The organism is Rahnella sp. AN3-3W3 (assembly GCF_003263545.1).
GTDB lineage: Bacteria > Pseudomonadota > Gammaproteobacteria > Enterobacterales > Enterobacteriaceae > Rahnella > Rahnella variigena.
On record NZ_JYDG01000112.1, the window covers coordinates 1 to 24,417 of the forward strand.

At 48.8% G+C, this 24,417-nt stretch carries 22 protein-coding genes and 1 tRNA gene; all 23 read left to right on the forward strand.

Going from position 1 to position 24,417, the window contains the following annotated elements:
- The coding region (locus tag UC15_RS23640; RefSeq protein ID WP_112291428.1) for a FliI/YscN family ATPase at positions 1-1,158 on the forward strand (1,158 nt) is incomplete at its 5' end.
- Between the two features lie 15 nt (positions 1,159-1,173).
- Entirely contained in the window at positions 1,174-1,623 is a 450-nt protein-coding gene (fliJ, locus tag UC15_RS23645) for a flagellar export protein FliJ (protein ID WP_112291430.1), read from the forward strand.
- Entirely contained in the window at positions 1,620-2,768 is a 1,149-nt protein-coding gene (locus UC15_RS23650; protein ID WP_232829976.1) for a flagellar hook-length control protein FliK, read from the forward strand. Before fliJ ends, UC15_RS23650 begins: the two co-directional genes overlap by 4 nt.
- 240 nt (positions 2,769-3,008) lie before the next feature.
- Complete coding sequence (gene fliL, locus UC15_RS23655; protein ID WP_112291432.1) at positions 3,009-3,509, forward strand: flagellar basal body-associated protein FliL; 501 nt, start codon at positions 3,009-3,011, stop codon at positions 3,507-3,509.
- Between the two features lie 5 nt (positions 3,510-3,514).
- Complete coding sequence (fliM, locus tag UC15_RS23660) at positions 3,515-4,513, forward strand: flagellar motor switch protein FliM (protein ID WP_112291433.1); 999 nt, start codon at positions 3,515-3,517, stop codon at positions 4,511-4,513.
- Between the two features lie 7 nt (positions 4,514-4,520).
- Positions 4,521-4,910: a flagellar motor switch protein FliN gene (fliN, locus tag UC15_RS23665; RefSeq protein ID WP_112291435.1), complete on the forward strand. Its 390-nt coding sequence runs from the start codon at positions 4,521-4,523 to the stop codon at positions 4,908-4,910.
- Positions 4,910-5,326, forward strand: coding sequence for a flagellar biosynthetic protein FliO (fliO, locus tag UC15_RS23670; protein ID WP_232829977.1), 417 nt, complete (start codon positions 4,910-4,912; stop codon positions 5,324-5,326). The genes fliN and fliO overlap by 1 nt, the downstream gene beginning before the upstream one ends.
- Before the next feature lie 113 nt (positions 5,327-5,439).
- Entirely contained in the window at positions 5,440-6,096 is a 657-nt protein-coding gene (gene fliP, locus UC15_RS23675) for a flagellar type III secretion system pore protein FliP (RefSeq protein ID WP_232829978.1), read from the forward strand.
- Between the two features lie 42 nt (positions 6,097-6,138).
- Complete coding sequence (fliQ, locus tag UC15_RS23680; RefSeq protein WP_112291438.1) at positions 6,139-6,408, forward strand: flagellar biosynthesis protein FliQ; 270 nt, start codon at positions 6,139-6,141, stop codon at positions 6,406-6,408.
- A 2-nt stretch (positions 6,409-6,410) separates the two neighbouring features.
- Positions 6,411-7,190 carry a flagellar biosynthetic protein FliR gene (gene fliR, locus UC15_RS23685; protein WP_112291440.1) on the forward strand — a complete coding sequence of 260 codons (780 nt, stop codon included), beginning with the start codon at positions 6,411-6,413 and terminating at the stop codon, positions 7,188-7,190.
- Between the two features lie 34 nt (positions 7,191-7,224).
- The gene (locus UC15_RS23690) at positions 7,225-8,901 is read left to right on the forward strand and encodes a methyl-accepting chemotaxis protein (protein WP_112291442.1); all 1,677 of its coding nucleotides are present in this window, start codon (positions 7,225-7,227) and stop codon (positions 8,899-8,901) included.
- A 238-nt stretch (positions 8,902-9,139) separates the two neighbouring features.
- Positions 9,140-12,490, forward strand: a complete 3,351-nt coding sequence (locus UC15_RS23695) for a methyltransferase (RefSeq protein WP_157961029.1) — start codon at positions 9,140-9,142, stop codon at positions 12,488-12,490.
- Positions 12,491-12,626: 136 nt separating this feature from the next.
- The gene (locus tag UC15_RS23700) at positions 12,627-13,907 is read left to right on the forward strand and encodes an ATP-grasp domain-containing protein (RefSeq protein ID WP_112291446.1); all 1,281 of its coding nucleotides are present in this window, start codon (positions 12,627-12,629) and stop codon (positions 13,905-13,907) included.
- Positions 13,908-13,925: 18 nt separating this feature from the next.
- The gene (locus UC15_RS23705; protein ID WP_112291448.1) at positions 13,926-14,993 is read left to right on the forward strand and encodes an FkbM family methyltransferase; all 1,068 of its coding nucleotides are present in this window, start codon (positions 13,926-13,928) and stop codon (positions 14,991-14,993) included.
- Positions 14,986-15,687: a WbqC family protein gene (locus UC15_RS23710; protein WP_112291450.1), complete on the forward strand. Its 702-nt coding sequence runs from the start codon at positions 14,986-14,988 to the stop codon at positions 15,685-15,687. The genes UC15_RS23705 and UC15_RS23710 overlap by 8 nt, the downstream gene beginning before the upstream one ends.
- A gap of 22 nt (positions 15,688-15,709) precedes the next feature.
- Positions 15,710-16,858 carry a DegT/DnrJ/EryC1/StrS aminotransferase family protein gene (locus tag UC15_RS23715; RefSeq protein ID WP_112291452.1) on the forward strand — a complete coding sequence of 383 codons (1,149 nt, stop codon included), beginning with the start codon at positions 15,710-15,712 and terminating at the stop codon, positions 16,856-16,858.
- 102 nt (positions 16,859-16,960) lie between these two features.
- The gene (gene mltB / locus UC15_RS23720) at positions 16,961-18,064 is read left to right on the forward strand and encodes a lytic murein transglycosylase B (RefSeq protein WP_112291454.1); all 1,104 of its coding nucleotides are present in this window, start codon (positions 16,961-16,963) and stop codon (positions 18,062-18,064) included.
- Positions 18,065-18,226: 162 nt separating this feature from the next.
- A complete protein-coding gene (gene pncC / locus UC15_RS23725) occupies positions 18,227-18,721 on the forward strand; it encodes a nicotinamide-nucleotide amidase (protein WP_112291456.1) in 495 nt (164 codons plus the stop codon).
- A gap of 107 nt (positions 18,722-18,828) precedes the next feature.
- Entirely contained in the window at positions 18,829-19,893 is a 1,065-nt protein-coding gene (gene recA / locus UC15_RS23730) for a recombinase RecA (protein ID WP_112291457.1), read from the forward strand.
- Positions 19,894-20,150: 257 nt separating this feature from the next.
- Positions 20,151-20,717 carry a recombination regulator RecX gene (gene recX, locus UC15_RS23735; RefSeq protein WP_198659761.1) on the forward strand — a complete coding sequence of 189 codons (567 nt, stop codon included), beginning with the start codon at positions 20,151-20,153 and terminating at the stop codon, positions 20,715-20,717.
- 138 nt (positions 20,718-20,855) lie between these two features.
- Positions 20,856-23,483, forward strand: coding sequence for an alanine--tRNA ligase (gene alaS / locus UC15_RS23745; protein ID WP_112291460.1), 2,628 nt, complete (start codon positions 20,856-20,858; stop codon positions 23,481-23,483).
- 256 nt (positions 23,484-23,739) lie between these two features.
- Positions 23,740-23,925 carry a carbon storage regulator CsrA gene (csrA, locus tag UC15_RS23750; RefSeq protein ID WP_013574027.1) on the forward strand — a complete coding sequence of 62 codons (186 nt, stop codon included), beginning with the start codon at positions 23,740-23,742 and terminating at the stop codon, positions 23,923-23,925.
- Positions 23,926-24,251: 326 nt separating this feature from the next.
- Positions 24,252-24,344 (forward strand) — tRNA-Ser (locus UC15_RS23755).
- Positions 24,345-24,417: the final 73 nt, after the last annotated feature.

A 24,417-nucleotide genomic window follows, 5' to 3' on the forward strand; every position in this document is an offset into this window, starting at 1 on the left:
GGCCAGATTTTGTATCTGATGCCGCTGGAAAATGTCGATGGCATTTTACCGGGCGCGCGGGTTTATGCGCTTGAAAGCGGGGAAGGAGCCAGCAAAGGTAAGCAATTGCCGCTGGGGAGAGAACTGCTGGGGCGCGTACTTGATGCCAGCGCCCGTCCGCTCGATGGCCTGCCGCCGCCGGTCACGGCACAACACGGCCCGCTGTTTACGCCACCGGTGAATCCGCTGTTACGTGACCCGATTAAAAATGTGCTGGACGTCGGCGTCCGTGCGATTAACGGCCTGCTGACCGTCGGTCGTGGTCAGCGTATGGGGCTGTTTGCCGGTTCCGGCGTCGGGAAAAGTGTGCTGCTGGGCATGATGGCCCGCTACACCAAAGCCGATGTGATTGTCGTCGGCCTGATTGGTGAACGTGGCCGCGAAGTGAAAGACTTCATCGAAAATATTCTCGGCGAAGAAGGGCGCAAGCGTTCTGTGGTGATTGCCGCCCCGGCGGACGTTTCACCGATCCTGCGTATGCAGGGCGCGGTCTATGCCACGCGTATCGCCGAAGATTTTCGCGACAACGGGCTGGATGTCCTGCTGATCATGGATTCCCTGACCCGCTATGCGATGGCGCAGCGTGAGATCGCGCTGGCCATCGGTGAACCTCCGGCGACCAAAGGGTATCCGCCTTCTGTGTTTGCGAAATTACCGGCACTGGTTGAACGTGCGGGGAATGGCGTGAAAGAAGGGGGGTCGATCACCGCGTTTTACACCGTTCTGACGGAAGGCGACGATCAGCAGGATCCGATCGCCGACTCCGCCCGTGCGATCCTTGACGGACACATTGTGCTGTCGCGTCGTCTGGCTGAATCCGGCCACTATCCGGCCATTGATATTGAAGCCTCCATCAGCCGTGCGATGACCGAGCTTATCGAGCCGGTACATTACAAAAAAGTCCAAAACTTCAAGCAGTTGCTTTCCTCATATCAGCGTAACCGTGACCTGGTCAGCGTCGGGGCTTACGCGGCGGGCAGCGATCCGCTGCTGGATAAAGCCATTCGCCTGTACCCGCAGATGGAAGCCTATTTACAGCAGGCGATCTACGAGAGCAGCGGTTATCAGGAAGCGGGCGACAAGCTTGATGCCATTTTTTCAGACCAACCCAAAGCCTGAGGTGACTAATTAATTATGGCTATCACCAATCCGATGGATTTTCTGCGTGAACTTGCAGAGCAAACACTGACAGATACCACCGCTGAGCTGGGCAAAGTTCAGCAGGCTTATACGCTGGCGGCGACACAACTCGGTCAGCTGGAAAGCTTCGAGCTGGAATATCAGCAACAGCTTCGGGCGACGGTGTCCGGTAAAGGGATCCCGGTGGCTGATTTGCTCAACCGCCAGTCTTTCATTGATTCGCTGGGAAATGTCGTTAAGCAGCAGGCGAATCAGGTGCAGAAATGCCAGAACACGGTCAATGAAACACTGCTGACCTGGCGCCACGATAAGCAGCGTCTCAATGCGTTTGAAACCCTTAAAAGCCGGGCAGACGACGTACGGATGCTGAAAGAAAACCGACAGGAGCAAAAGCTCATGGATGAATTTGCGCAGCGTGCCTGCATGGGAAGAGAACTTTTATGATTGTCCAGGCCAGCTCTGTCGTCAGCGGTGTAACCCCAACAAAAATGCCGGAAAAAGGCACCACGCCTGAAACCGGTGAGGCGAATTTCGCGACCTCTCTCGAAAAAGCCTATCCGACCAAACCGGCCTTGCCCGCGAAGGATACGAAGACGACGCAACCTGATACGCCACAGCCCGATAATACCCGTGCAGAAGCTGAACCGCTGCCGGTGCCTGTTCCCGTGCCCGTGCCCGTACTGCCCGCTGAGTTACCGCCGGTGGATCTGATCACAGATATGCCGCAACCGGCACCCGAAGTGCAGACGCCTGAGACGCCTTTTGTTGATCCGCAACTTTTGGCTTTGCAGCAAATCGTTACGCAGAATGCTGCCGTGCCTGTGCAACCGGCACCCACGACTGACGCACCGGTGATGCCAGCTCAGGCGGATCCGGTAGCTGAAGTCCAGGCTGCACTTAGCCAGGAACGTCCGGGCAGTGCGTTTATGATGCCGGAAAGCATGAAGCCGAAAGCCGTCTCACAGGCTGCACTGGCCGCACAGGCTTCGCTGGAAGGCAAGCAGGGAACCGATAAGACCAGCGCCGATCAGCATAAGGATTTTCTGTCTGTGATGACGAAAACCGACGCTGCGCCAAAAGAACCTGCCGCCGCACCGGCCAGATTTGAACTGAATCCGGCACTGCCGGTGAGACAGGAAAGCTCCGTATTGCTGACACCAGAAACCGGCCTGCGACCGCACGTTACGCCAGTCAGCGAGCTGACGGCTGCTCCGGCAACAGGCGTCACGACGTCTCCGGCGGTGATTAATCAGGCGCTGGGCACCCCGGCGTGGCAACAGGCCGTAGGGCAGCAGCTGGCTTATTTTTCACGTAACGGCATTCACAATGCGGAGTTACGCCTTCATCCGGAAGAGTTAGGGGCGCTGCAAATCAGCCTGCGGTTGAATAACGATCAGGCGCAGCTGCATTTTGTTACCGAGAACCATCAGGTGCGCGCTGCACTGGAAGCGGCGATGCCGCATCTGCGTACATCACTGGCGGAGTCGGGGATCCATCTGGGACAAAGCAGTGTCGGCGCTGACTCTTCTTCGTCGTGGAGTGCCTCCGCGCAGTCCGACGATCATCGGCCGGAGATCCACAGAAGATGACGGGCAGGAGAATGCGCATCTGGCCGATGACAAGCCGGAAATAAGTAACAAAACTCTCCATTATTCCAACGGTATTAATACATTTGTTTGACATAAAAATTTATAGAGCGAATTGGCAACACTAATTTCATTTCTTTCGTGAATTGTTCTGGTGTCCGACTGTAATAGAATGCACGGCTTATCAGAGCATCTATTACGGCCTGTTCGCCGGCTTATTTTTACAACAGGGTTTCCCAGATAATGTCCAAGAAGAACCAGAAGGCCAGCGGGGGTGGGAAAAAAAGTTCCCTGGCTATGTTATTAATGATGCTTGTTGCTGTGGGAGCATGTGCTTTTGCTGGCTATACATTTTACGAAATGAAGAATATGAAAGCCGGAGCAAAGGGTGATGCTCCGGCGAAAGTAAAAAATGCGGCGCCAGCGGTGCCGGTATATGTGCAGATGGACACCTTCACCGTCAGTCTGAAACCGGAAGCGAATGATTCAGACCGCGTGCTTTATATTGGTCTCACGCTGAGGGTAAAAGACGCGGAATCGAAGTCCCTGCTGGAAGAATATATGCCGGAAGTCCGGAGTCGTTTATTAATTCTTTTAGCACATCAGACGGCGACAGATATCTCTTCTGATGAAGGTAAGACCGGATTAACAGAGAAAATAAAAGAGACCGTCAGCAAACCTCTCGCACCGAATCACAGTGCGGTAGTGACTGATGTATTATTTAACGCATTCATCTTACGGTAATTTCTATGTCTGACAGTATATTATCTCAGGCTGAAATTGACCGCCTTTTAAATGGCGGCAGCAACGCAGAAAGCGAGACCACTGCTAACAATGCAGTGCAGGATGACGGGATCAAACCCTATGATCCGAATACTCAGCGTCGCGTCGTTCGTGAACGGTTGCATTCACTTGAGATCATTAACGAACGTTTTGCACGACAGTTTCGTATGGGACTGTTTAATCTTCTGCGTCGAAGCCCGGATATCACTGCCGGAAGCATTAAAATTCAACCGTATCATGAGTTTGCCCGTAATCTTCCGGTACCGACCAACCTTAATCTGGTGCATATGAACCCGTTGCGCGGGACGGCGTTATTTGTCTTCTCGCCCAATCTGGTGTTCATGGCGGTGGATAATTTATTTGGCGGAGACGGACGTTTTCCTACCAAAGCGGACGGCCGTGAATTCACGCCGACCGAACAGCGCGTGATAAACCGGATGCTGACGATGGCGCTTGAGGCGTACGATTTCGCCTGGAGTTCCATCTTTAAACTGAAAACGGAATATGTCCGCGCAGAAATACAGGTGAAATTCACCAATATTACGTCGTCACCTAACGATATTGTGGTGACAACACCTTTTTATGTCGAAATTGGCCCGCACCGGGGCGAGTTTGATATTTGTATTCCGTTTAGCATTATCGAGCCTTTGCGCGAATTACTGACGAATCCGCCAATGGAAAATTCCAAACAGGAAGACCGGCAATGGCGGAGTACGCTTGCTTCTCAGGTCAGAGATACTGAACTTGAGCTGGTGGCGAATTTCTCCGACATTTCCACCCGCCTTTCGCAAGTTATGAATATGCAGAAAGGGGATATTATTCCCATTGATAAAAAAGAGAGCATTGAAGCTCGTGTTGATGGCGTTCCTGTATTCTCGGGAAAATATGGTTGTGTCAATAACCAATATGCTCTGAAAGTAGAGCAAATGATGAATCCCGCTTTATTATCTTTAAAAAAGGAGTAATTCCCCAATGACTGACACTACAACTTCGGGCGGTTCTGATAAAGAATCCATCGATGATCTTTGGGGTGATGCGATGAGTGAACAACAAGCCGCGGATAACTCCTCCACAAAAGAGGCACAGGTGACAAACTTTTCAGAGGATCTCAATCTGATCCTCGATATTCCGGTCAAAATGACGGTGGAATTAGGCCGGACAAAAATGACGATCAAGGAATTATTACGTCTGAGCCAGGGATCGGTTGTTTCTCTGGAAGGTCTGGCAGGTGAACCCCTGGATATTCTGATTAATGGTTATCTGATTGCTCAGGGTGAAGTAGTGGTGGTTTCCGATAAATTCGGCGTACGCATTACCGATATTATTACACCTTCAGAGCGGATGTATCGCCTGAGCAGGTAATGATGATGCAGACTACCCCGCAGCCCCAGACTCAGACCCTTCCTTCGACTGTCGATACGGCCATGCCCGGTTCAATCCTGGTGAACGTCGGCGGTGCGCTGGTGCTGATACTGATGATCATTGCCGTATTCGCCTGGCTTGCACGTCGCACAGGGTTTGCCCGCAATCACCCTAAAAGCAACCAGATACTTTCTGTGGTGGCCAGTCATTCTCTGGGGCAGCGCGAGCGTGTAGTCGTTATTGATATGAATGATAAAAGAGTTTTGCTTGGCGTCACGCCGGGCCAGATCAGTTGTCTCGCCACGTTTGATAAGCCCCCTGATGAAGGTGCAACACAGGTTGTATCAGCGTCTGTCGACTTCCAGTCCACGCTGATGAATCTGCTGAAAAAACGTAAAACGGAGCCAGCGGAATGAGTTTATTTTCACGTCACAATTCCCGCCGGTGGCTGCCTTCGGGACTGTTTCTTTTAATGATTGTCGGGCTGATATTACCTGCCCGTGATGTTTTTGCTGCCAGCGGTGATGTGATGCTGACCCGTTCAGCCGATGGGGAAAGCTGGTCACTGCCGGTGCAGACACTGGTTCTGCTGACCTCACTCACTTTCCTGCCCGCCATACTGCTGATGATGACCGGTTTTACCCGGGTGATCATCGTGTTAGGACTATTGCGCAATGCACTCGGTACGCCCTCTACACCGCCCAATCAGGTCTTACTGGGGCTGGCGCTGTTCCTGACGTTTTATGTTATGTCTCCGGTCTTTAATCAGATCTACAAAGACGCCTGGCAGCCTTTATCGGAAGATAAAATCAGCATGGAAACCGCGCTGGAACGAGGCGTTCAGCCACTGCGCAGATTTATGCTCGAACAAACCCGCGAAACCGATCTGGCGCTGTATACGCGCATGGCTAAAGAAGAAAACTTCCAAAGTAAGGAAGAAGTGCCTCTGCGCATTTTACTGCCCGCGTTCGTGACCAGTGAATTGAAAACCGGTTTCCAGATTGGCTTCACCGTTTTCATTCCTTTCCTGATTATCGATCTGGTGGTCGCCAGCGTACTGATGGCGCTGGGCATGATGATGGTTCCCCCGGCAACCATTTCATTGCCTTTCAAACTGATGCTGTTTGTTCTGGTGGATGGCTGGCAATTACTGATGGGCTCACTGGCACAAAGTTTCTTTAGTTAAGCCGTGAAAAGTTAAAAAGTTAACCGTTAAACAGGACGAAAAATGACACCGGAAAGTGTAATGGCGATGGGGTTTCAGGCCATGAAAGTCGGGTTAATGATTGCGGCACCTTTGTTATTCGCCGCATTGTTCACCGGATTGCTGGTCAGCATATTCCAGGCATCCACGCAAATTAATGAAATGACATTATCATTTATTCCAAAAATACTGATGATCGTGACTGTCGGTATTCTGATGGGGCCGTGGATGCTAAATCTTTTTCTGGATTATATGCGCACGCTCTTTACTAATTTGCCGTACGTCATCGGATAGTTATGCTTACGTTGTCCGTTGCCAGCTTATATGCCGTCATGAACCAGTATTTCTGGCCAATGCTGCGGGTGCTGGCTTTATTCACGACCGCGCCAATTTTTAATGAGCAGGGCATCGGGAAGAAAGCCAAGATAGGGTTGGCGATCGTGATTTCATTACTGATAGGACAACATCAGCCCAACACGCACATTGAAATTTTTTCTTTCGCCGGATTATGGGTAGCCGCGCAACAGTTCATTATCGGTGCTGCAATCGGGCTGACGGTGCAGTTTATTTTCGTGGCCGTGCGTAATGCCGGGGAGATTATCGGTCTGCAAATGGGATTATCCTTTGCCACATTTTTTGACCCGGCGGCGGGGGGAAATATGCCGGTGATTTCCCGCATCCTGAATTTGCTCGTGACGTTGCTGTTTCTGACTTTTAATGGTCATTTATGGATGCTTAATACCCTGGCGGACAGTTTTATATTACTGCCAGTCAGTGCAACGCCGATCAACGCAGATGGTTTGTTAGCGATTACTTACACCGCCGGAATGGTCTTTAAATGCGGGCTGATGCTGGGGCTACCCATTATCACTCTGCTTCTGACACTGAATTTGACGCTGGGACTGCTTAACCGCCTGACGCCTCAGCTTTCCATCTTTGTCGTCGGTTTTCCGCTGACGCTGAGTATTGGCATGATAGCGATGTCGATGATCATGTACACCCTTGCGCCGTTTTTTGAAAATATGATGGAAGATATTTTTGAGCAACTGACAAAAATAATCCTTCTGTTGACCTGACTTTTTTATATAGTAGATTATTGCAGAGGCTTTAATGGCATCCTTCAAAATATCGACCCTGATCAAGACTATTTTATTCCTGCTTTGCTTTATCCTGGTAATCACCTCGGTTTTTTCATTTAAATCCATGTCACAAGCCAGTGATTCTTTCAATGAAATGAAAACGCTGGCTCAAGATCTCAGAGAGTTACGCCACATGGGTGCATTTATTGGCTCTGTCCGCGGGGATATTAACTATGTGTACAATGACCCGACGGCTTCTCATGAGGTACTGGCAGAAAAAGCAGCAGTAATTTCAGAAGGAATTAAAAATGCACAGCGTCATGTCAGTAATTTTCAGCGCGCTCCTGAAAACAGTAAAGAGGGAAAAGTTCTTTCGACCAATGTTTATAATAAATTTAACGCATTAATTGAAAACTACACCAATAATATGCGTTCTCTCGAAGCTTACAACAATACCGGCTTCGATAACGGCAAGCTGGAAAATGCGCTGGATGACGCAGTACAGGAATACGCAGATTATAGCGTGAGGGTTGAGAGTAATATTACTGACAAGTTTTCTGCAGACCGTCTTGCATTCCTGATCACCTCAGGGATCCTTCTGGCATTGACTGTCTGTATCTCATGTCTGTCATTTATTCTTATCAAACGATTTGTGTTTAATCGTCTGCAAACAGCGTCATCCATGCTGGATAAAATCAGCTCCGGCGAGTTGTTCCATGAGTTTGAAACAGGGGCTCGCAACGAAATTGGTGTGATGCTGGAATCGCTGCAGAACATGAAAGGATCACTGAGCGGGATTATTACTTCCGTCCGTCTTACATCGGGTAACATCAGAACCGATGCTTCGGAAATCGATACCGGTAACCACGATCTGGCTTCCCGAACCGAAGAACAAGCCAGCGCACTGCAACAGACCGCCGCGAGCATGGAAGAAATTAAAACCACCGTGTCTAACAATGCCGAAAATGCACGTCAGGCAAACCTGTTGTCTCAGCAAGCACGTACCAGTGCGGATAACGGATCTTCGGTAATGGCCAATGTGGTTTCCACAATGGATAAAATTTCCAAAAGTGCGCGCAAAATTTCTGAAATCAATGGCGTGATTGATGGTATTGCTAATCAGACGAATATTCTGGCACTGAATGCCGCGGTTGAAGCTGCGCGTGCCGGTGAGCAGGGCCGCGGTTTCTCCGTTGTCGCCAGTGAAGTTCGCAATCTTGCAGCCCGCAGTGCCGATGCGGCAAAAGAAATTAACCTGCTGATTAATGAGTCTGTTAAAAACGTCGATGACGGTGCGCGCCTGATAGAAGATGCAGGTAAAACGATGCATGAGATTGTCACGTCCGTCACCCACGTCAGCAATATCATGCAGGAAATAACCCAGGCTTCTGAAGAACAAAGTACAGGGGTTTCCCAGATAGCGATGGCGGTGAATGAAATGGATTTAGCCACTCAGCAGAATGCGGCAATGGTGGAAGAGTCATCCGTGATAACTCAAAACCTAAATAATAATGCCCGGCACCTGTTTGATATCGTCTCGTTCTTCCGTGTGGAAAAAGCCGATAATGCAACACAGCCTGTGATGGAGGAGTCTGTTCACGGAGAACCTGTCCGTCAGACGGGCCGGATTAAGAAAAACACTCAGGTGAAAGAACCTGCATTTAAAAAAGACGTCAGCACAACGGAAGGTGCCTGGACCGAATTTTAAATAATTTGATGACACTCGTTATTACCGGAAGAGGCAAATATGTCTCTTCCGTTTTTTTTACCTGATAACTCTATTTGGTCGTTAAGTTGTCATCTTTTCAAACAATGGACTCTTGAGTTCTGATGATAAAATACCCCCATATTATTACTGTGTAAAAAATAAGGCTGCATTGCGCGAGTCGTGCGGTAGCTTTGCTTACAGATAACTAAAACAAATTTGAGATAACAGGATTTATATTTTGAAAGATTTGTATTCATCTCATCACTTTTCTCCTGCCGGAATTTATACCTCAGCGGCAATGTATGGCGTAAAAGGCGCTGATCCGAAAACGGCGAACGTTCTCCAGATCGGTTGTGGCGAGGGCGAGGATCTCATTCGCTTTGCCGTTGCGAATCCTTTAAGTTCGTCAGCAGGAATAGATGTTGACCCTGATTCTGTCAGAGAAGGACAACAGAAGGTTTCCGCCTTTGGAATTGAAAATACCCATTTATATTGCCTGGGTTTACAGGATTTGTTTTCCATTGATCCGGGTAAGTTCGATTACATTATTATTCAGCAATTCTTCAGCCTGCTGGATGAGGAAACCCGTTATTCATTGCTGAGTTTCTGTGAGCAACATTTAACAGAACAGGGAATTATCGCGGTAAAGTGGAATACGTTACCGGGCGCACAGGTCACTGACACATTGCGTGAGGCCCTTGCACTGCACACCCAAAATTCAGTCAGCGATGAAGAGAAAATCTCATCAGCCAGAGCGATGCTGGGATTTATGAATATTGCTCATCCTGACGGTGCCCTGAAAGACCGTATCACTGAAGCATTATCTTTATCGGATACAGAGCTGGCTGTACGTTATATTTACAGTAAAAATGATGCACGCTATTTGGTTAATTTTACTCACGACATTATAAAATCAAATGTTAACTACGTCGGGGATGTGACGCCTCAGTATGAAATAGCACAGCACTACGGGAAAGAGGTCGCCCTTGTACACACAACGGCCACAGAACTACTCGATAAAATCACTGCGCAGCAATATCTGGACTTTGCCGTCGACCGGCAGGTTCGCTTTAGTCTTTTGATTTCCAAAAATAATCCTTCAGTGATTCATGCACAGGTGCAACTCCGCGAAATTGAAAATTTGCACTGGGCAGGAAATTATCAAAGACAAGCGGATGCAAAAACTTTCTATAATCGCCAGGGAGAATCCCTGACTTCAGATAATGATTTGCTGGGGCGGATCCTGGATGTAATGGGAAACAGCTGGCCGCTGAGTGTCAGTACGCAGCAGATTATAAAGAATACGTATTTGCCAGAAGAACCTGAACAGCATGCCGGCAATGTGATTAAAACACTGCAGGCATTATATATTGAAAACGTTTCAGGTATTTATGCGTCTTTAACGCCTTCGCCTTATAACCTCTCACGCTTTGGTAATCTTAAGCTGATTTATCCGACTGACAACATTATCTGGCCCGAATGCGGATACATCGAGTCAGAGAATCTGTGGGGGGAGAAGGCTGTTCTGAAGAAAAGTGAAGCCGGGTTTGTTCAGTCTGGTATACGTCTTTCAGATGAGGAAAGTTATAAGCTGGCGATGGATCTGGTGAGCAAAGGGTTGCTAACCGGTTCAGACATTGCCTGGTTACGCTTATATCAGCAGGTCATGGCATTGCAAGATGTGGATATTGCCCGACGCCGGATTTCAAGCTTAATGCTGTTTTCCGCAAGTACAAAGGAAGGGGGATTCCGTCAGGAACATGCCGGTCATAAAAGCCTCAGTAAAAAAACAGAAAATGATGTAGACCAGAAAGCACTGAGTAAAGTGAAAGGGCTGTATTTATCCGGGCATGTTCAGGAATCTTTTGAAATCATGGAAGAACTGAGAACCAGATACCCGGACAGTGTCACGTTGTTAAGCGATATATCCTCTATTTATCATCAGGCAAATAATGTCGACGAGGCATTAAGATGCCTTACCAAAGGGTTGTCGATCAATTCGGGGTTGTTTGAATTTTACAGCGGTATTGTATTGTGCCTTTCAAAACTTAATGATCGTCATTATCCCAAAAAAGTTGCACAGCATTTGCTGAGAAATCACCCCAAAAATGCTGAAGCATGGGATTTACTGGGTAAAGTTTATAACGATCTGCGTAACAGCCTGAAATATGAATACTGCGCACGTAAAGCCGCAGACATGAACAGTAATAACGCAACATACCTGCTCAAATTAGGCAATGTGCTGAGCGAACGTAATCAGATGCGTGAAGCCAGAGAGTATCTGGAAAAAGGCGTGAGATTGTCAGAGTCTTCACTCGGATATTTTGCTAATTACAGCAACATGTTGTTTGTCATTCTTCACGATCATCAATGTTCGCCAGAAGAAATCCTTGCCGAGCATCAGAAGTACGGTCAAAAGCTGAGCGCGTGGGCGAAAAATAAGACGGTTGAACGCCCGGTTTTAGTGAATGACAATCCCCGCCTGCGGGTTGGTTTTGTATCGGGTGACTTCAGGGAACATCCGGTGAGTAACTTCATCTATCCTGTGCTCAGTTCAATCGATAAAACCCGCTTTGACGTCATTGGCTACAATGTTTCTCCGTCTAATGACCGCCATACACAGCTTTATGCGGCATTATCTTCAGAATGGAATGACGTTAAAAGTCTGAGTCATATTGAGCTGGCAGAGAAAATTGCAGCGGATGGGATTGATATCCTGATCGACTTATCGGGCCATACGGCATTCAACCGCTTACCTGTTTTTGGTCTGAAACCGGCGCCGGTTCAGATGTCGTGGATAGGATATCCGGGGACTACCGGCGTAAAAGAGATGGATTACTATCTTATTGACAGCAATTTTGCCGAGCCGGGGGTATTAGACAGTCACTTTACTGAGAAACTGGCTTATTTACCTGCGGCTAAGCAATTCGAACCTGCTGATTACAATATAGATGTTAATGCTCTTCCTGCGCTCAAAAATGGGTATATCACGTTTGCCACGTTTAACCGCCCGCAAAAAATTACCGCCGCTGTGCTCGATGCATGGGCAAGAATATTAACTCAGCTTCCTGATGCCAGATTACTTTTCGCGTCAATGAGCGATGAGGAAATGATCGAAAAATACATGCTGGAGTTTGAAAGTCGTGGAGTCCGCAGGGAGCAAATTATTGCCCGTCTTAAGTGCGGTTTTGGGCCTTATCTGCAAATGCATAATGACGTGGATATTATCCTCGATACCTTCCCATATACCGGCGGTACAACCACCAACCATGCCAGCTGGATGGGCGTCCCGTCGCTGACACTGGCGGGCGACAGTGTCGTGTCACGTCAGGCCGGCGCGGCAATGAAATTCCTGGGTCTTGAGGAGTTTGTCGCGAGTTCAACCGATGAATACGTGGCGAAAGCTGTCGCGCTCAATGGACAGTTTGAGCATCTGAACAGTGTGCGCTTGTCTCTTCGTGACCGTATTTTGGAAAGAGAAAAAAGAGTCAGCCATCGCGCATTCTATTTTGAAAAAGTCCTCGAACAGGCCTGGAGCTTGCACCAGCAAGGATTACCCGCACAAGCCATAGTTCTTGCCGATGACTAAATTCTCAGATGCTATCGGGGGATATTTCCCCCTTTACCTGTCGATCAAAGATATGGCATTGCGGCAATGGAATTCATTGTTGAAAAAGTCGCTGATTTTCTTAACCCGTCTGCGGGGGGGTAAATTAAAAACTTAAATGAAAAAATTAAACGTTTTAGTATTCCCGTGCGGCTCGGAAAATGCGGGTGAAATATATCAGGCACTCCGGTATTCCGTGCATGTTAATCAGTTAGTGGGGGCGTCAGGCGTCAGCGATCATGGTGAATTCAGGTTCGAAAATTACCGGGGCGATTTGCCGCTGATTGATGACCAAAGTTTTGACGATGCTTTTCTGGCCCTTTTAGAAGAGTGCCAGACGGATATTGTTTTTGCTACCCATGACAGTGTGGCCGTAAAACTTGCGCTACTGGCGCAGCGGCAGGGCTTTTATCTGGTGAATGGCAATGCCACCACTGCACAAATTACCCGCTATAAAAGTGAAACCTATGCGCTTTTCCAGGATTGTCGCTGGGTGCCCGCCTGTTATCACCCGGAATATCCCGTTGCAGAATGGCCGGTGCTGATTAAACCGGATTGCGGGCAGGGGGGAAAGGATGTTCAGAGGGTCGATGATGCGGCTCAGTTACTTCAGGCCATTAAAAACGTTCCTCAGCCACTGGTGGTGGAGTTTCTGCCCGGTGAAGAAATCACAGTCGATTGTTTCACCGATCGAAAAAGGCAACTCATCTGGGCAGGGCCGCGCAGCCGGGAACGTGTACGTGCCGGTATCAGTATGCGTTCGCAAAAACAGAACCCGGATGATGAAATCATGGAAATCATTACCACGATAAATTCCCGCCTGGTGTTTCGTGGTCCGTGGTTTGTTCAGTTAAAAAAAGATAAATATGGCAAATGGAAGTTGCTGGAAATATCTTGCCGTATTGCAGGCACAATGGTTTTCCAGCGCGCGCGTGGAATTAATTTACCTCTGATGACGCTGCATGATTTTCTGGAGCGCAGTATAACGCCGCTCGCCAGTGAACATATCACTCTGGTTGACAGATCCGTTAAAACCGTCAGCCGTATCGATATTCCTGTTGAACATGTTTTTATTGATCTCGACGATACGCTAATCATTAACGGTCATGCCGTTCCGGCTGTGATGGCATTACTTTATCAATGCAAAGCACAGGGAAAATCACTTCACCTGATTACCCGGCATATCAGCGATCCTGTTGATACCCTGCGTCAGTCTGCCATTGCTGAGTCTTTATTCGATCAGGTTATTCATTTAACGGAAAGTACAGATAAGAAGTCATTTTATATTCCTGAGAAGAGTCTTTTTATCGATAACTATTTTATTGAACGTCAGGATGTCGCGAAGCTGAAAAATGTCGCAGTGATGGATGTGGATGCTGTTGAGTTTTTGCTACGTTAACCGGATACGGAAATTATTATGATATATAAAGATGCTGTTATATTTTGCGAGGAGTTTGCAAAAACTACCCGACCACGGTTTGCTTTTGGGGTGACGCCTTATTCTAAAGATATTGCCAAAAAGTTTGCGATAACCGGATTTATCGATGAGTTTACTGATGCCACGTCGGTTGACGGCCTGCCTGTCGTTACATGGTCAGAGGTGCCGGCAGATGCCATGGTGGTATCCGGAATTGCCGATTGCCACCCGCTTACCGCCCAGAGGGTGATGAAAGATCAACCGTGTGACTGTCTGGATTTCTTTTCCTTCTATCGTTACTTCAGTACTTTTTTAAACCCTGTCGCTTTTTACCATGGTCAGGCTTTTGTCGATGATTACCGGCTGAATAAAAGCCGCTATGACAACGTACGTTATCAGCTGGCAGATGATCTCTCAGCAGAAACGTTCGACAAAATTATTAATTTCAGGCTGACAAACTGCTTAGCGGCACTTGAAGGGTTTACCTGCCGGACGAATGAGCAGTATTTTGATCTGCCTTTCGTCAAAGATTATGCCCGTCACTTCGTTGATTGTGGCGGTTATGATGGTGCAACCAGTCTGGAATTTGCGAGACGGTTTCCGGATTATAAAAGTATTCAGGTTTTTGAACCCGACATCAGCCAGTGCAAGCTTATCGCGCAAACGCTAAACGCTCTTCCGGGTGTGAGAGTCTACCCTTATGGTGTTTCGAACCAGTCAGAAACACTGCGGTTTTCACGGGCCGGCAGTGCATCTAAGATTTGTGATTCAGGCGATGTTACCGTTGAGGTTGTTACGCTGGATGAATTGCTTAATGGAGAAGTCAGCTGCTTAAAAATGGATATTGAGGGTTATGAATTACCCGCATTAGCCGGTGCACAGAATATTATTAAAACTCAAAAGCCCCTGCTGGCGATTTGTTGTTACCACAAACCTGATGATCTTTGGACAATTCCGCAGCGGGTTCTCAGCTACAATTCGGACTATAAAATTCATTTACGCCATTATTCCGAGGGTCTTTTAGAGACCGTATTTTATTTTGTTCCGGAAAGTATTTGTGATGAGTGAATTAAAGCGTGTTGCTATCATGCAACCTTACATTTTTCCATATTTAGGCTATTTCCAGCTTGCTGCTACATGTGATATTTTTGTGTTGTATGACAATGCTAATTATATCAAAAGGGGTTTTGTTAACAGGAATTGCATTCTCAGCGCCGGTCAGATTCAGCGTTTTGTTATTCCTGTCCCGGGTGCCTCTTTATTCAAGCCTATAAAGGAACTTGAATTTAGTCAGGATGTGGGGAAACTCATCACACAATTACGGCATGCCTATCATAAAAGACCTTTCTTCGTATCCGTATTCCCCATTATTGAAGAGGTGTTGCAGTCTGAACAGCGAAGTATTGCCCTGATGTGCCAGAAGATGATGCGCTGTTTCTTTGATTATCTGGGTATAGAAAAGGTCGTGATGCTTTCCAGCCAGATTAATTATGCTCAGACGGGCAGTGCCAGCGACAAAATTATTGCTATATGCCATTCACTTGGTGCAGATGTTTATATTAACAGTGCGGGTGGTGTTGATTTATATGACCGCGAACAGTTTTTAAAATCAAGGCTGGATTTGAAGTTTATAAAAATGAATGACATCCGCTATCCGCAAGGTCGTGAGGAGTTTCATCCTAGTCTTTCTATTATTGATGTGCTGATGAACTGCTCTGTAGAAACGGTTCGGGACTTATTATCAGAATATCGCTTGTTCTAACTTTCTCAGGATTACAGCCATCATGGAAAAAAACATATTTGTCACTCGTCCTTTATTACCTCCGCTTGAGGAGTTCATTCCTTATCTGGAAAATATCTGGGAAAGTCAGCATCTGACCAATGGTGGTCCGTATCATCAACAGCTGGAAAAAGAACTGTCTGAGTATCTGGGTGTGGAACATTTGTGTTTGTTTTCAAATGGTACGCTGGCCTTACTGACCGCTTTTCAGGTGCTGGGGATCACCGGTGAGGTGATCACGACGCCTTATTCTTTTGTCGCTACGGCACATTCTCTGCTCTGGAATGGCCTTACACCGGTCTTTGTCGATACCGATCCTGAGACGTTCAACCTTGATGCAGACAAGCTTGAGCAGGCGATTACTCCGGCTACAACGGCAATCTTGCCCGTCCATTGTTATGGTATCCCCTGTAACACCCGCAAAATCGAAGAGCTGGCGGATGCGTACGGGCTGAAGGTTATTTACGATGCTGCCCACGCTTTTGGTGTTAAACAAAATGGCGTCAGCGTCCTGCGTCAGGGCGACCTGTCTATTTTGAGTTTTCACGCCACCAAAGTGTTCAATACGATTGAGGGCGGTGCCATTATCTGTCACGACGCCAAAATGAAGCAGCGCATCGATTATCTGAAAAATTTTGGTTTCGTTAATGAGACTACCGTTGTCGCGGCGGGTATCAACGGCAAGATGAATGAATTACAAGCCGCGTACGGGCTCCTTCAGTTGCAACACATTGATAAAGCTCTTGATGATCGTGGCAGACTCTATCGCCATTACAATATGCTGCTTGCGGATATTCCGGGGATTTCACTGATGTCGATCCCTGAGGATGTGACCTGGAATTATGCGTACTACCCGATCATGGTTAATGAAGATTTTGCTCTTACGCGTGACGAGCTGTACGAATTGCTGAAAGACAATCACATCATGGCGCGACGCTATTTTTATCCTTTAATCAGCAGTTTCTTTATGTACAAATTTGCTGAAAGTGCCAGCAGGGAAAATCTGCCTGTTGCGCACCAGCTCGCGGAAAAAGTCATCTGTTTGCCGCTTTACCCTGGTCTGGAAGAAAGCATACAGAATAAAATTGCCGGACTGATTAAAAATGCCGCCGCCACATCACCTCGCTCCTCTCCATTAATCATGGCGCAGTAATCTGGTTAACAAGCTTGTAAAGACGGTGATTTTCAGTTTTTTCGGCTCTGATAATGCTCTACCATATCTGTACCTCTTTTATTGCATGGTTACGGATATCCGATGCGCCACCTGGCAATCATTCTTCCCCTGGTTCTTACACTTTCTGCCTGTAGCAGTAATAAACCCGCGCCTCAGCCCGAAGGGCCGCGTAATCCTTTCTCCGATGGAAGAAATGCCAGCGCCAGTACGGTGCCCGACGGCGGTTTTCTGCTCCAGCCTGAGCATACCGGCGCGGTGCAGACCGGCGATTTTGCCTATGATCCGGCCATGAATCAGTTTGTTGACAAAATGGTGCGCGAGCACGGTTTTGACCGTCAGCAGCTGCATGATGTGTTGTCGCAAACCAAACGTCTGGGATTTGTATTACGACTGATGGATCAGCAGGCACCTTCCGGTCCGCCATCGACCGTGCCAAACGGCGCGTGGAACCGTTATCGCAGCAAATTCATCACGCCGGATAACGTGCAAAATGGTGTGGTGTTCTGGAATCAATATCAGGATGCGTTGCAGCGTGCGGAGCAGGTCTATGGCGTGCCGCCGGAAATCATTGTCGGCATTATCGGCGTGGAAACCCGCTGGGGACGCGTAATGGGTAAAACCCGCATTATCGATGCGCTGGCGACCTTATCCTTTGCCTATCCGCGCCGTGCAGCGTATTTCTCCGGTGAACTGGAAACGTTCCTGCTGATGTCACGGCGTGAAGGGGATGACCCGCTGAGTCTGCGCGGTTCCTTCGCCGGTGCAATGGGCTATGGCCAGTTTATGCCGTCATCTTATAAAGACTACGCCGTCGACTTTAACGGCGACGGTCATGCCAACCTGTGGGATCCAATTGATGCCATCGGCAGTGTCGCCAATTACTTCAAAGCCCACGGCTGGACTAAAGGCGCGCCAATTGCGGTGCCGGCAGCCGGTCAGGCACCTCTGCTGGAGAACGGCTTTAAAACCAAATATCCGCTGTATACATTGAAAGCCGCCGGACTGAGCCCGTTAGGATCGCTTGGCAACTATCAGGAAGCGAGCCTGCTGCGCCTTGATATGGGCACAAATTACCAGTACTGGTACGGGCTGCCGAACTTCTACACCATCACCCGTTACAACCACAGCGTGCATTATGCGATGGCGGTATGGCAGCTGGGTGAGGCGGTGAAAGCCGCGCGCTGACGCCGGATCGTTCAACTCTCATGAGGGCCGCAGATCGTGGCCCTTCTTTTTTCTTTTTATTCCAGTTCTGAATACATCGCGCAAATCACTTCGACGGGACTCGCAGACCGGAAGAGAAATGCTAACATCGGGGTAGTTTCAGATGTCCCGCCGGGAGGGGATATGGACGAAAAACGTTTACATGAACTGAGTGTGGAAATCGGGGCGGCGCTGAAGGCCAGGGGATGGTGGATTACCTGTGCGGAATCCTGCACCGGCGGCCTGATTGCCAAGGCGATTACTGACATCGCCGGAAGCTCCGCCTGGTTTGATCGCGGATTTGTTACTTACAGTAATGCAGCCAAACATGAATTGCTGGGCGTGTCTGAAAGCACGCTGGAGCAATATGGCGCAGTGAGTGAGCAGGTGGTGCATGAAATGGCGCAGGGCGTATTGCACGCCGCGGGCGCAGATGTGGCCGTTTCGGTCAGCGGTATTGCCGGACCTGATGGTGGTTCTGCAGAAAAACCTGTCGGCACGGTTTGGTTCGGATTTGCCGGAAAAGACGGGCGCGTTCTGACGGCTAAACAGCAGTTTTCCGGCGATCGCGAAGCGGTGCGTTTGCAAGTTGCTGTTTTTTCGCTACAAACTGCATTGCGTGAGTTTATTAAAAATTAGGCTTGATACTGTATGAGCATACAGTATAATTACTGCCAATTACCTGTACATAAATTATATTCAGTGATGCAGGCGGGATGTTCCCCTGCATCAGACGAGGAGTAAAAATGGCTATTGATGAGAACAAGCAAAAAGCGTTAGCTGCAGCACTGGGCCAGATTGAAAAGCAATTCGGTAAAGGCTCCATCATGCGTCTGGGTGAAGATCGCTCCATGGACGTAGAAACGATCTCTACCGGCTCTTTGTCTCTGGATATCGCGTTAGGTGCCGGCGGCTTGCCAATGGGCCGTATCGTTGAAATTTACGGACCAGAATCTTCCGGTAAAACCACGCTGACTTTGCAAGTTATCGCAGCAGCACAGCGCGAAGGCAAAACCTGTGCGTTCATCGATGCAGAGCACGCACTGGACCCGATTTACGCTAAAAAACTGGGCGTAGATATCGATAACCTGTTGTGTTCTCAGCCAGATACTGGCGAACAGGCTCTGGAAATCTGTGACGCGCTGACCCGTTCAGGCGCTGTTGACGTGATCATCGTCGACTCCGTGGCTGCACTGACACCGAAAGCAGAAATCGAAGGCGAAATTGGTGACTCTCACATGGGCCTCGCGGCACGTATGATGAGCCAGGCGATGCGTAAGCTGGCCGGTAACCTGAAAAACGCCAACACCTTGCTTATCTTCATCAACCAGATCCGTATGAAAATTGGTGTGATGTTCGGTAATCCGGAAACCACCACCGGCGGTAACGCGCTGAAATTCTACGCCTCTGTACGTCTGGATATCCGTCGTATCGGCGCGATCAAAGAAGGTGATGTGGTTGTCGGTAGCGAAACGCGTGTGAAAGTGGTGAAGAACAAAATCGCTGCGCCATTTAAACAAGCCGAATTCCAGATCATGTATGGCGAAGGTATCAACATCAACGGCGAACTGATCGACCTGGGCGTTAAGCACAAACTGATCGAGAAAGCCGGTGCATGGTACAGCTACAACGGCGAGAAGATTGGTCAGGGTAAAGCGAACTCCTGCAACTACCTGAAAGAGAATCCGAAAGTGGCTGCGGAGCTGGATAAAAAACTGCGTGACATGCTGCTGAGCGGCACGGGTGAACTGAGCGCAGCAACGACAGCTGAAGTCGCTGACGACAACATGGAAACCAGCGAAGAGTTTTAATTTCGCGGTTGTCTGACAAAGACATTTGAAGGGCAGGGGACTTTGTCCGTAACTTTCAAACGTCGCTAAAATGCAGTCTGGTTTCCAGACTGGCATTTTGCATATAAGGGGAAAACCTTATGTCCGATGAAAACATACCTGATAAAAAAATCATGAATGAGAACGTCATCGACCTGAAAAAACTGCTGGAAGAGGTGGCACAAAATAGCGAGTCAACACTGTTTGAACCGCCCAAAAAAGATGGCGATGCAGCGAAAATCAATACACTGATAAACCGCGCAATGCGTCTGCTTGCTCAGCGCGACCATGGCGAAACAGAATTACGCCGCAAGTTACTCATTCCTCCGATGCCTTTTGTTAAGCCTCAGAATAAGAAAAGCAGCTGGGCTTCGCGTAAAAAGCCAGCGCAAAATGAGTTCGCCGAAGAAGAGGCGGTCAGAGCCAAACCAGAGCCGCGGCCGGTGCCGGAAGAGATTCCGGAAGAACATGTACAGGCGGTGATCGACTACTGTTATCAACATCAGTGGCTTGATGATGCCAAATTTGCCAGCCGCTATATTTCTGGTCGCAGTCATAAAGGTTACGGTGCGCAGCGCATCCGTTCGGAATTACTGCAAAAAGGTGTCGATAAAGAAATCATAACAGTCGCACTGGAAAACACAGACGTCGACTGGTGCGCGCTGGCACGAGATTTGGCGTTCAGAAAGTTTGGCGAAAATTTACCGACTGACTGGAAAGAAAAATCAAAAGTTCTGCGTTATTTGCTCTATCGGGGCTTCTTTCAGGAAGAAATACAGTCTATTTATCGCGATTTTGACGATTGACCGCATACGGTATTTTACTTCCCCGCGCAGAAATTTTATCTTATCCGCACTTTTTCGTTCGTGAGCTGTACAGATTGCTGCCATATGCAGCGTTATCCGGCTCAAGAGCCGTTCTTCCAGCATGATTCCGGGATATTTATGAGCAAGAGCACCGCTGAGATCCGTCAAGCGTTTCTCGATTTCTTCCATAGTAAGGGACACAACATTGTTTCAAGCAGTTCGCTTGTCCCGACAAACGATCCGACACTGTTGTTTACCAATGCCGGGATGAACCAATTTAAAGACGTTTTCCTCGGTCTGGATAAGCGCGATTACAACCGTGCCACCACGTCCCAGCGTTGTGTCCGCGCAGGCGGTAAACACAATGATCTCGAAAACGTCGGTTACACCGCACGCCATCACACCTTCTTCGAAATGCTCGGCAACTTCAGCTTCGGTGATTACTTCAAGCATGAAGCCATCAGCTACGCCTGGGAATTACTGACCGGCGAAAACTGGTTCAATCTGCCGAAAGAAAAGCTCTGGGTCACTGTCTATGAGACGGATGACGAAGCGTTTGAGATTTGGGAAAAAGAAGTCGGCGTTCCGAAAGAACGTATTATCCGCATTGGCGATAATAAAGGCGGTGCATTCGCTTCTGACAACTTCTGGCAGATGGGCGATACCGGTCCTTGCGGCCCTTGTACTGAGATTTTCTACGATCATGGCGATCACATCTGGGGCGGCCCTCCGGGTTCTGCTGAAGAAGATGGCGACCGTTACATTGAAATCTGGAACCTGGTGTTCATGCAGTTCAACCGTCAGGCTGACGGTACCATGCTGCCATTGCCAAAACCGTCCGTAGATACCGGGATGGGACTGGAGCGTATCACTGCGGTGATGCAGCATGTGAACTCCAACTACGACATCGACCTGTTCCAGAAACTGATCGCTGCGGTGGCAGAAGTCACGGGTGCGACCGATCTGACCAACAAATCCCTGCGTGTTATCGCCGACCACATCCGTTCCTGCGCATTCCTGATTGCAGACGGCGTGATCCCATCGAATGAAAACCGTGGCTATGTGCTGCGCCGCATCATTCGTCGCGCGATCCGCCACGGCAACATGCTGGGCGCGAAAGACACCTTCTTCTACAAACTGGTTGCTCCGCTGATAGAAGTGATGGGCCCGGCTGCGACAGAACTGAAAGAACAGCAGGCGATGGTTGAGCAACTGCTGAAAACTGAAGAAGAGCAGTTTGCCCGTACTCTGGAACGTGGTCTGGCGTTGCTGGACGAAGAATTGTCCGCTCTGAAAGGCGACACTCTGGACGGCGAAATTGCTTTCCGTCTGTATGACACCTTTGGTTTCCCGCTGGATCTGACCGCTGACGTTTGCCGTGAACGCAATCTGAAAGTGGACGAAGCTGGTTTTGAGAAAGCAATGGAAGTTCAGCGTCGTCGTGCGCGTGAGTCCAGCGGTTTCAGCGCCGACTACAACAGCATGGTTCGTGTTGATGGCGTGACGCAGTTCTCCGGCTACGAACATCTGCAACGCCACTCAAAAGTGGTGGCGCTGTTTGTTGAAGGTCAGCCAGTGAATGAGATCCAGGCGGGCGTTAATGCAATTGTCGTTCTGGATGACACACCGTTCTACGGTGAATCCGGTGGTCAGGTTGGCGATAAAGGCATCCTGAAAACGGCAGCAGGCGTGTTCTCTGTGTCTGATACCCAGAAATACGGCAAAGCGATTGGTCATCAGGGTTCCCTGAGTAGCGGTAAGCTGAGCGTTGGCGACAGCGTTGAAGCTGAAGTTGATATGGCTCGCCGCGACCGTATCCGTCTGAACCACTCTGCGACGCACTTGCTGCACGCTGCGCTGCGTCAGGTGCTGGGCAAGCACGTTGCTCAGAAAGGTTCTCTGGTTAACGATAACTATCTGCGTTTTGACTTCTCGCATTTTGAAGCGATGAAACCAGAAGAGATCCGTCAGGTCGAAGATCTGGTGAATGCTCAGATCCGTCGTAACCTGCCAATCCAGACCACCATCATGGATCTGGAAGAGGCGAAAGAAAAAGGTGCAATGGCGCTGTTTGGTGAGAAATACGAAGACAGCGTTCGTGTTCTGACCATGGGCGATTTCTCCACCGAACTGTGTGGTGGTACTCACGCCAGCCGTACCGGCGATATCGGTCTGTTCCGCATTCAGAGTGAATCGGGCACAGCGGCAGGTATCCGTCGTATCGAAGGGATCACCGGCGAAAACGCGATTACTGCCCTGCATCAGCAAAGCGATTTGCTGCAGGATGTCGCGCATCTGGTAAAAGGTGATGTGAACAGCATTACCGATAAAATCCGTACCCTGATTGAGCGTTCACGTGTGCTGGAAAAAGAGCTTCAGCAGGTGAAAGGTCAACAAGCTGCGCAGGAAAGTGCATCACTTTCCAGCCAGACGAAAGAAGTGAAAGGCGTTAAGCTGCTGGTTCGTGAGTTGGATAACGTGGAGCCTAAAATTCTGCGTACGATGGTTGATGACCTGAAAAATCAGCTGGGTTCTGTGATTATTGTTCTGGCAACCATCGCTGACGATAAAGTCAGTCTGATTGCCGGTGTCACGAAAGATCTGACTGATCGTGTTAAAGCCGGTGAGCTGATTGCTTCTGTAGCACAGCAGGTCGGTGGCAAGGGCGGTGGTCGTCCTGATATGGCGCAGGCAGGTGGCAGCGACGTGCAGGCACTGCCTGCTGCTCTGGCGACTGTTGAAGCCTGGGTTGAAGCTAAGCTGTAAGAAGAAATAAATAGCTAACCCTGAAAACGCCATAATCTATTGTGCTGTATGGCGTTTTCAGTCTTAATGGCGGTGTGAGCTTCGCGATTAAAGTCGCGACAATGACGATATCGGCTAAACTTAAAGTACTCATGGCTGAAGTTGCAGGCTGCTTACATTTAATGTAGGGGTCATGGCTTACGTTTTACCCGCTTATGATCGATAATGGCCGGGAAACTGAGAGACCCGACTCTTTTAATTATTCAAGGAGCAAAGAATGCTTATTCTAACTCGCCGAGTTGGTGAAACCCTCATGATTGGCGATGAGGTTACTGTTACCGTTTTAGGTGTTAAAGGTAATCAGGTGCGCATTGGTGTGAATGCGCCAAAAGAGGTCTCTGTTCACCGTGAAGAGATTTATCAGCGCATTCAGGCTGAAAAGTCGCAGCAGACGAGTTACTGATTTACGAGGCGTCTCGCTAATGGCGAGGCGCTGAACCTCTTTTGTCCGCTTTTTCGATTTCCTTTCCCCTTAATTTCCTGCGTTTTTCATTTTTAATTTCTGTCAGTGCCACATCCCCTGACTCGTCTTCTCTAAAAAAGAAGCCGTTTTTTCGCTATTCACACCCTGTTTTTGTCTTCAAACTGCGCAGGTTGCGCGTGAAATGTCCAAACGGGTGATTGTTAGGAAAAAAGGGTTTGACTTATAAGGGCCAGAAAGTAATATGTGCGCCACGCAGTGCCGATGAGCTTAAACAAAGTTAGTCAGCACACTCGCAAGAGGCGTATGGTGAGGTGGCCGAGAGGCTGAAGGCGCTCCCCTGCTAAGGGAGTATGCGGTCAAAAGCTGCATCCGGGGTTCGAATCCCCGCCTCACCGCCATTTAAAATGCACCCATAGCTCAGCTGGATAGAGTACTCGGCTACGAACCGAGCGGTCGGAAGTTCGAATCTTC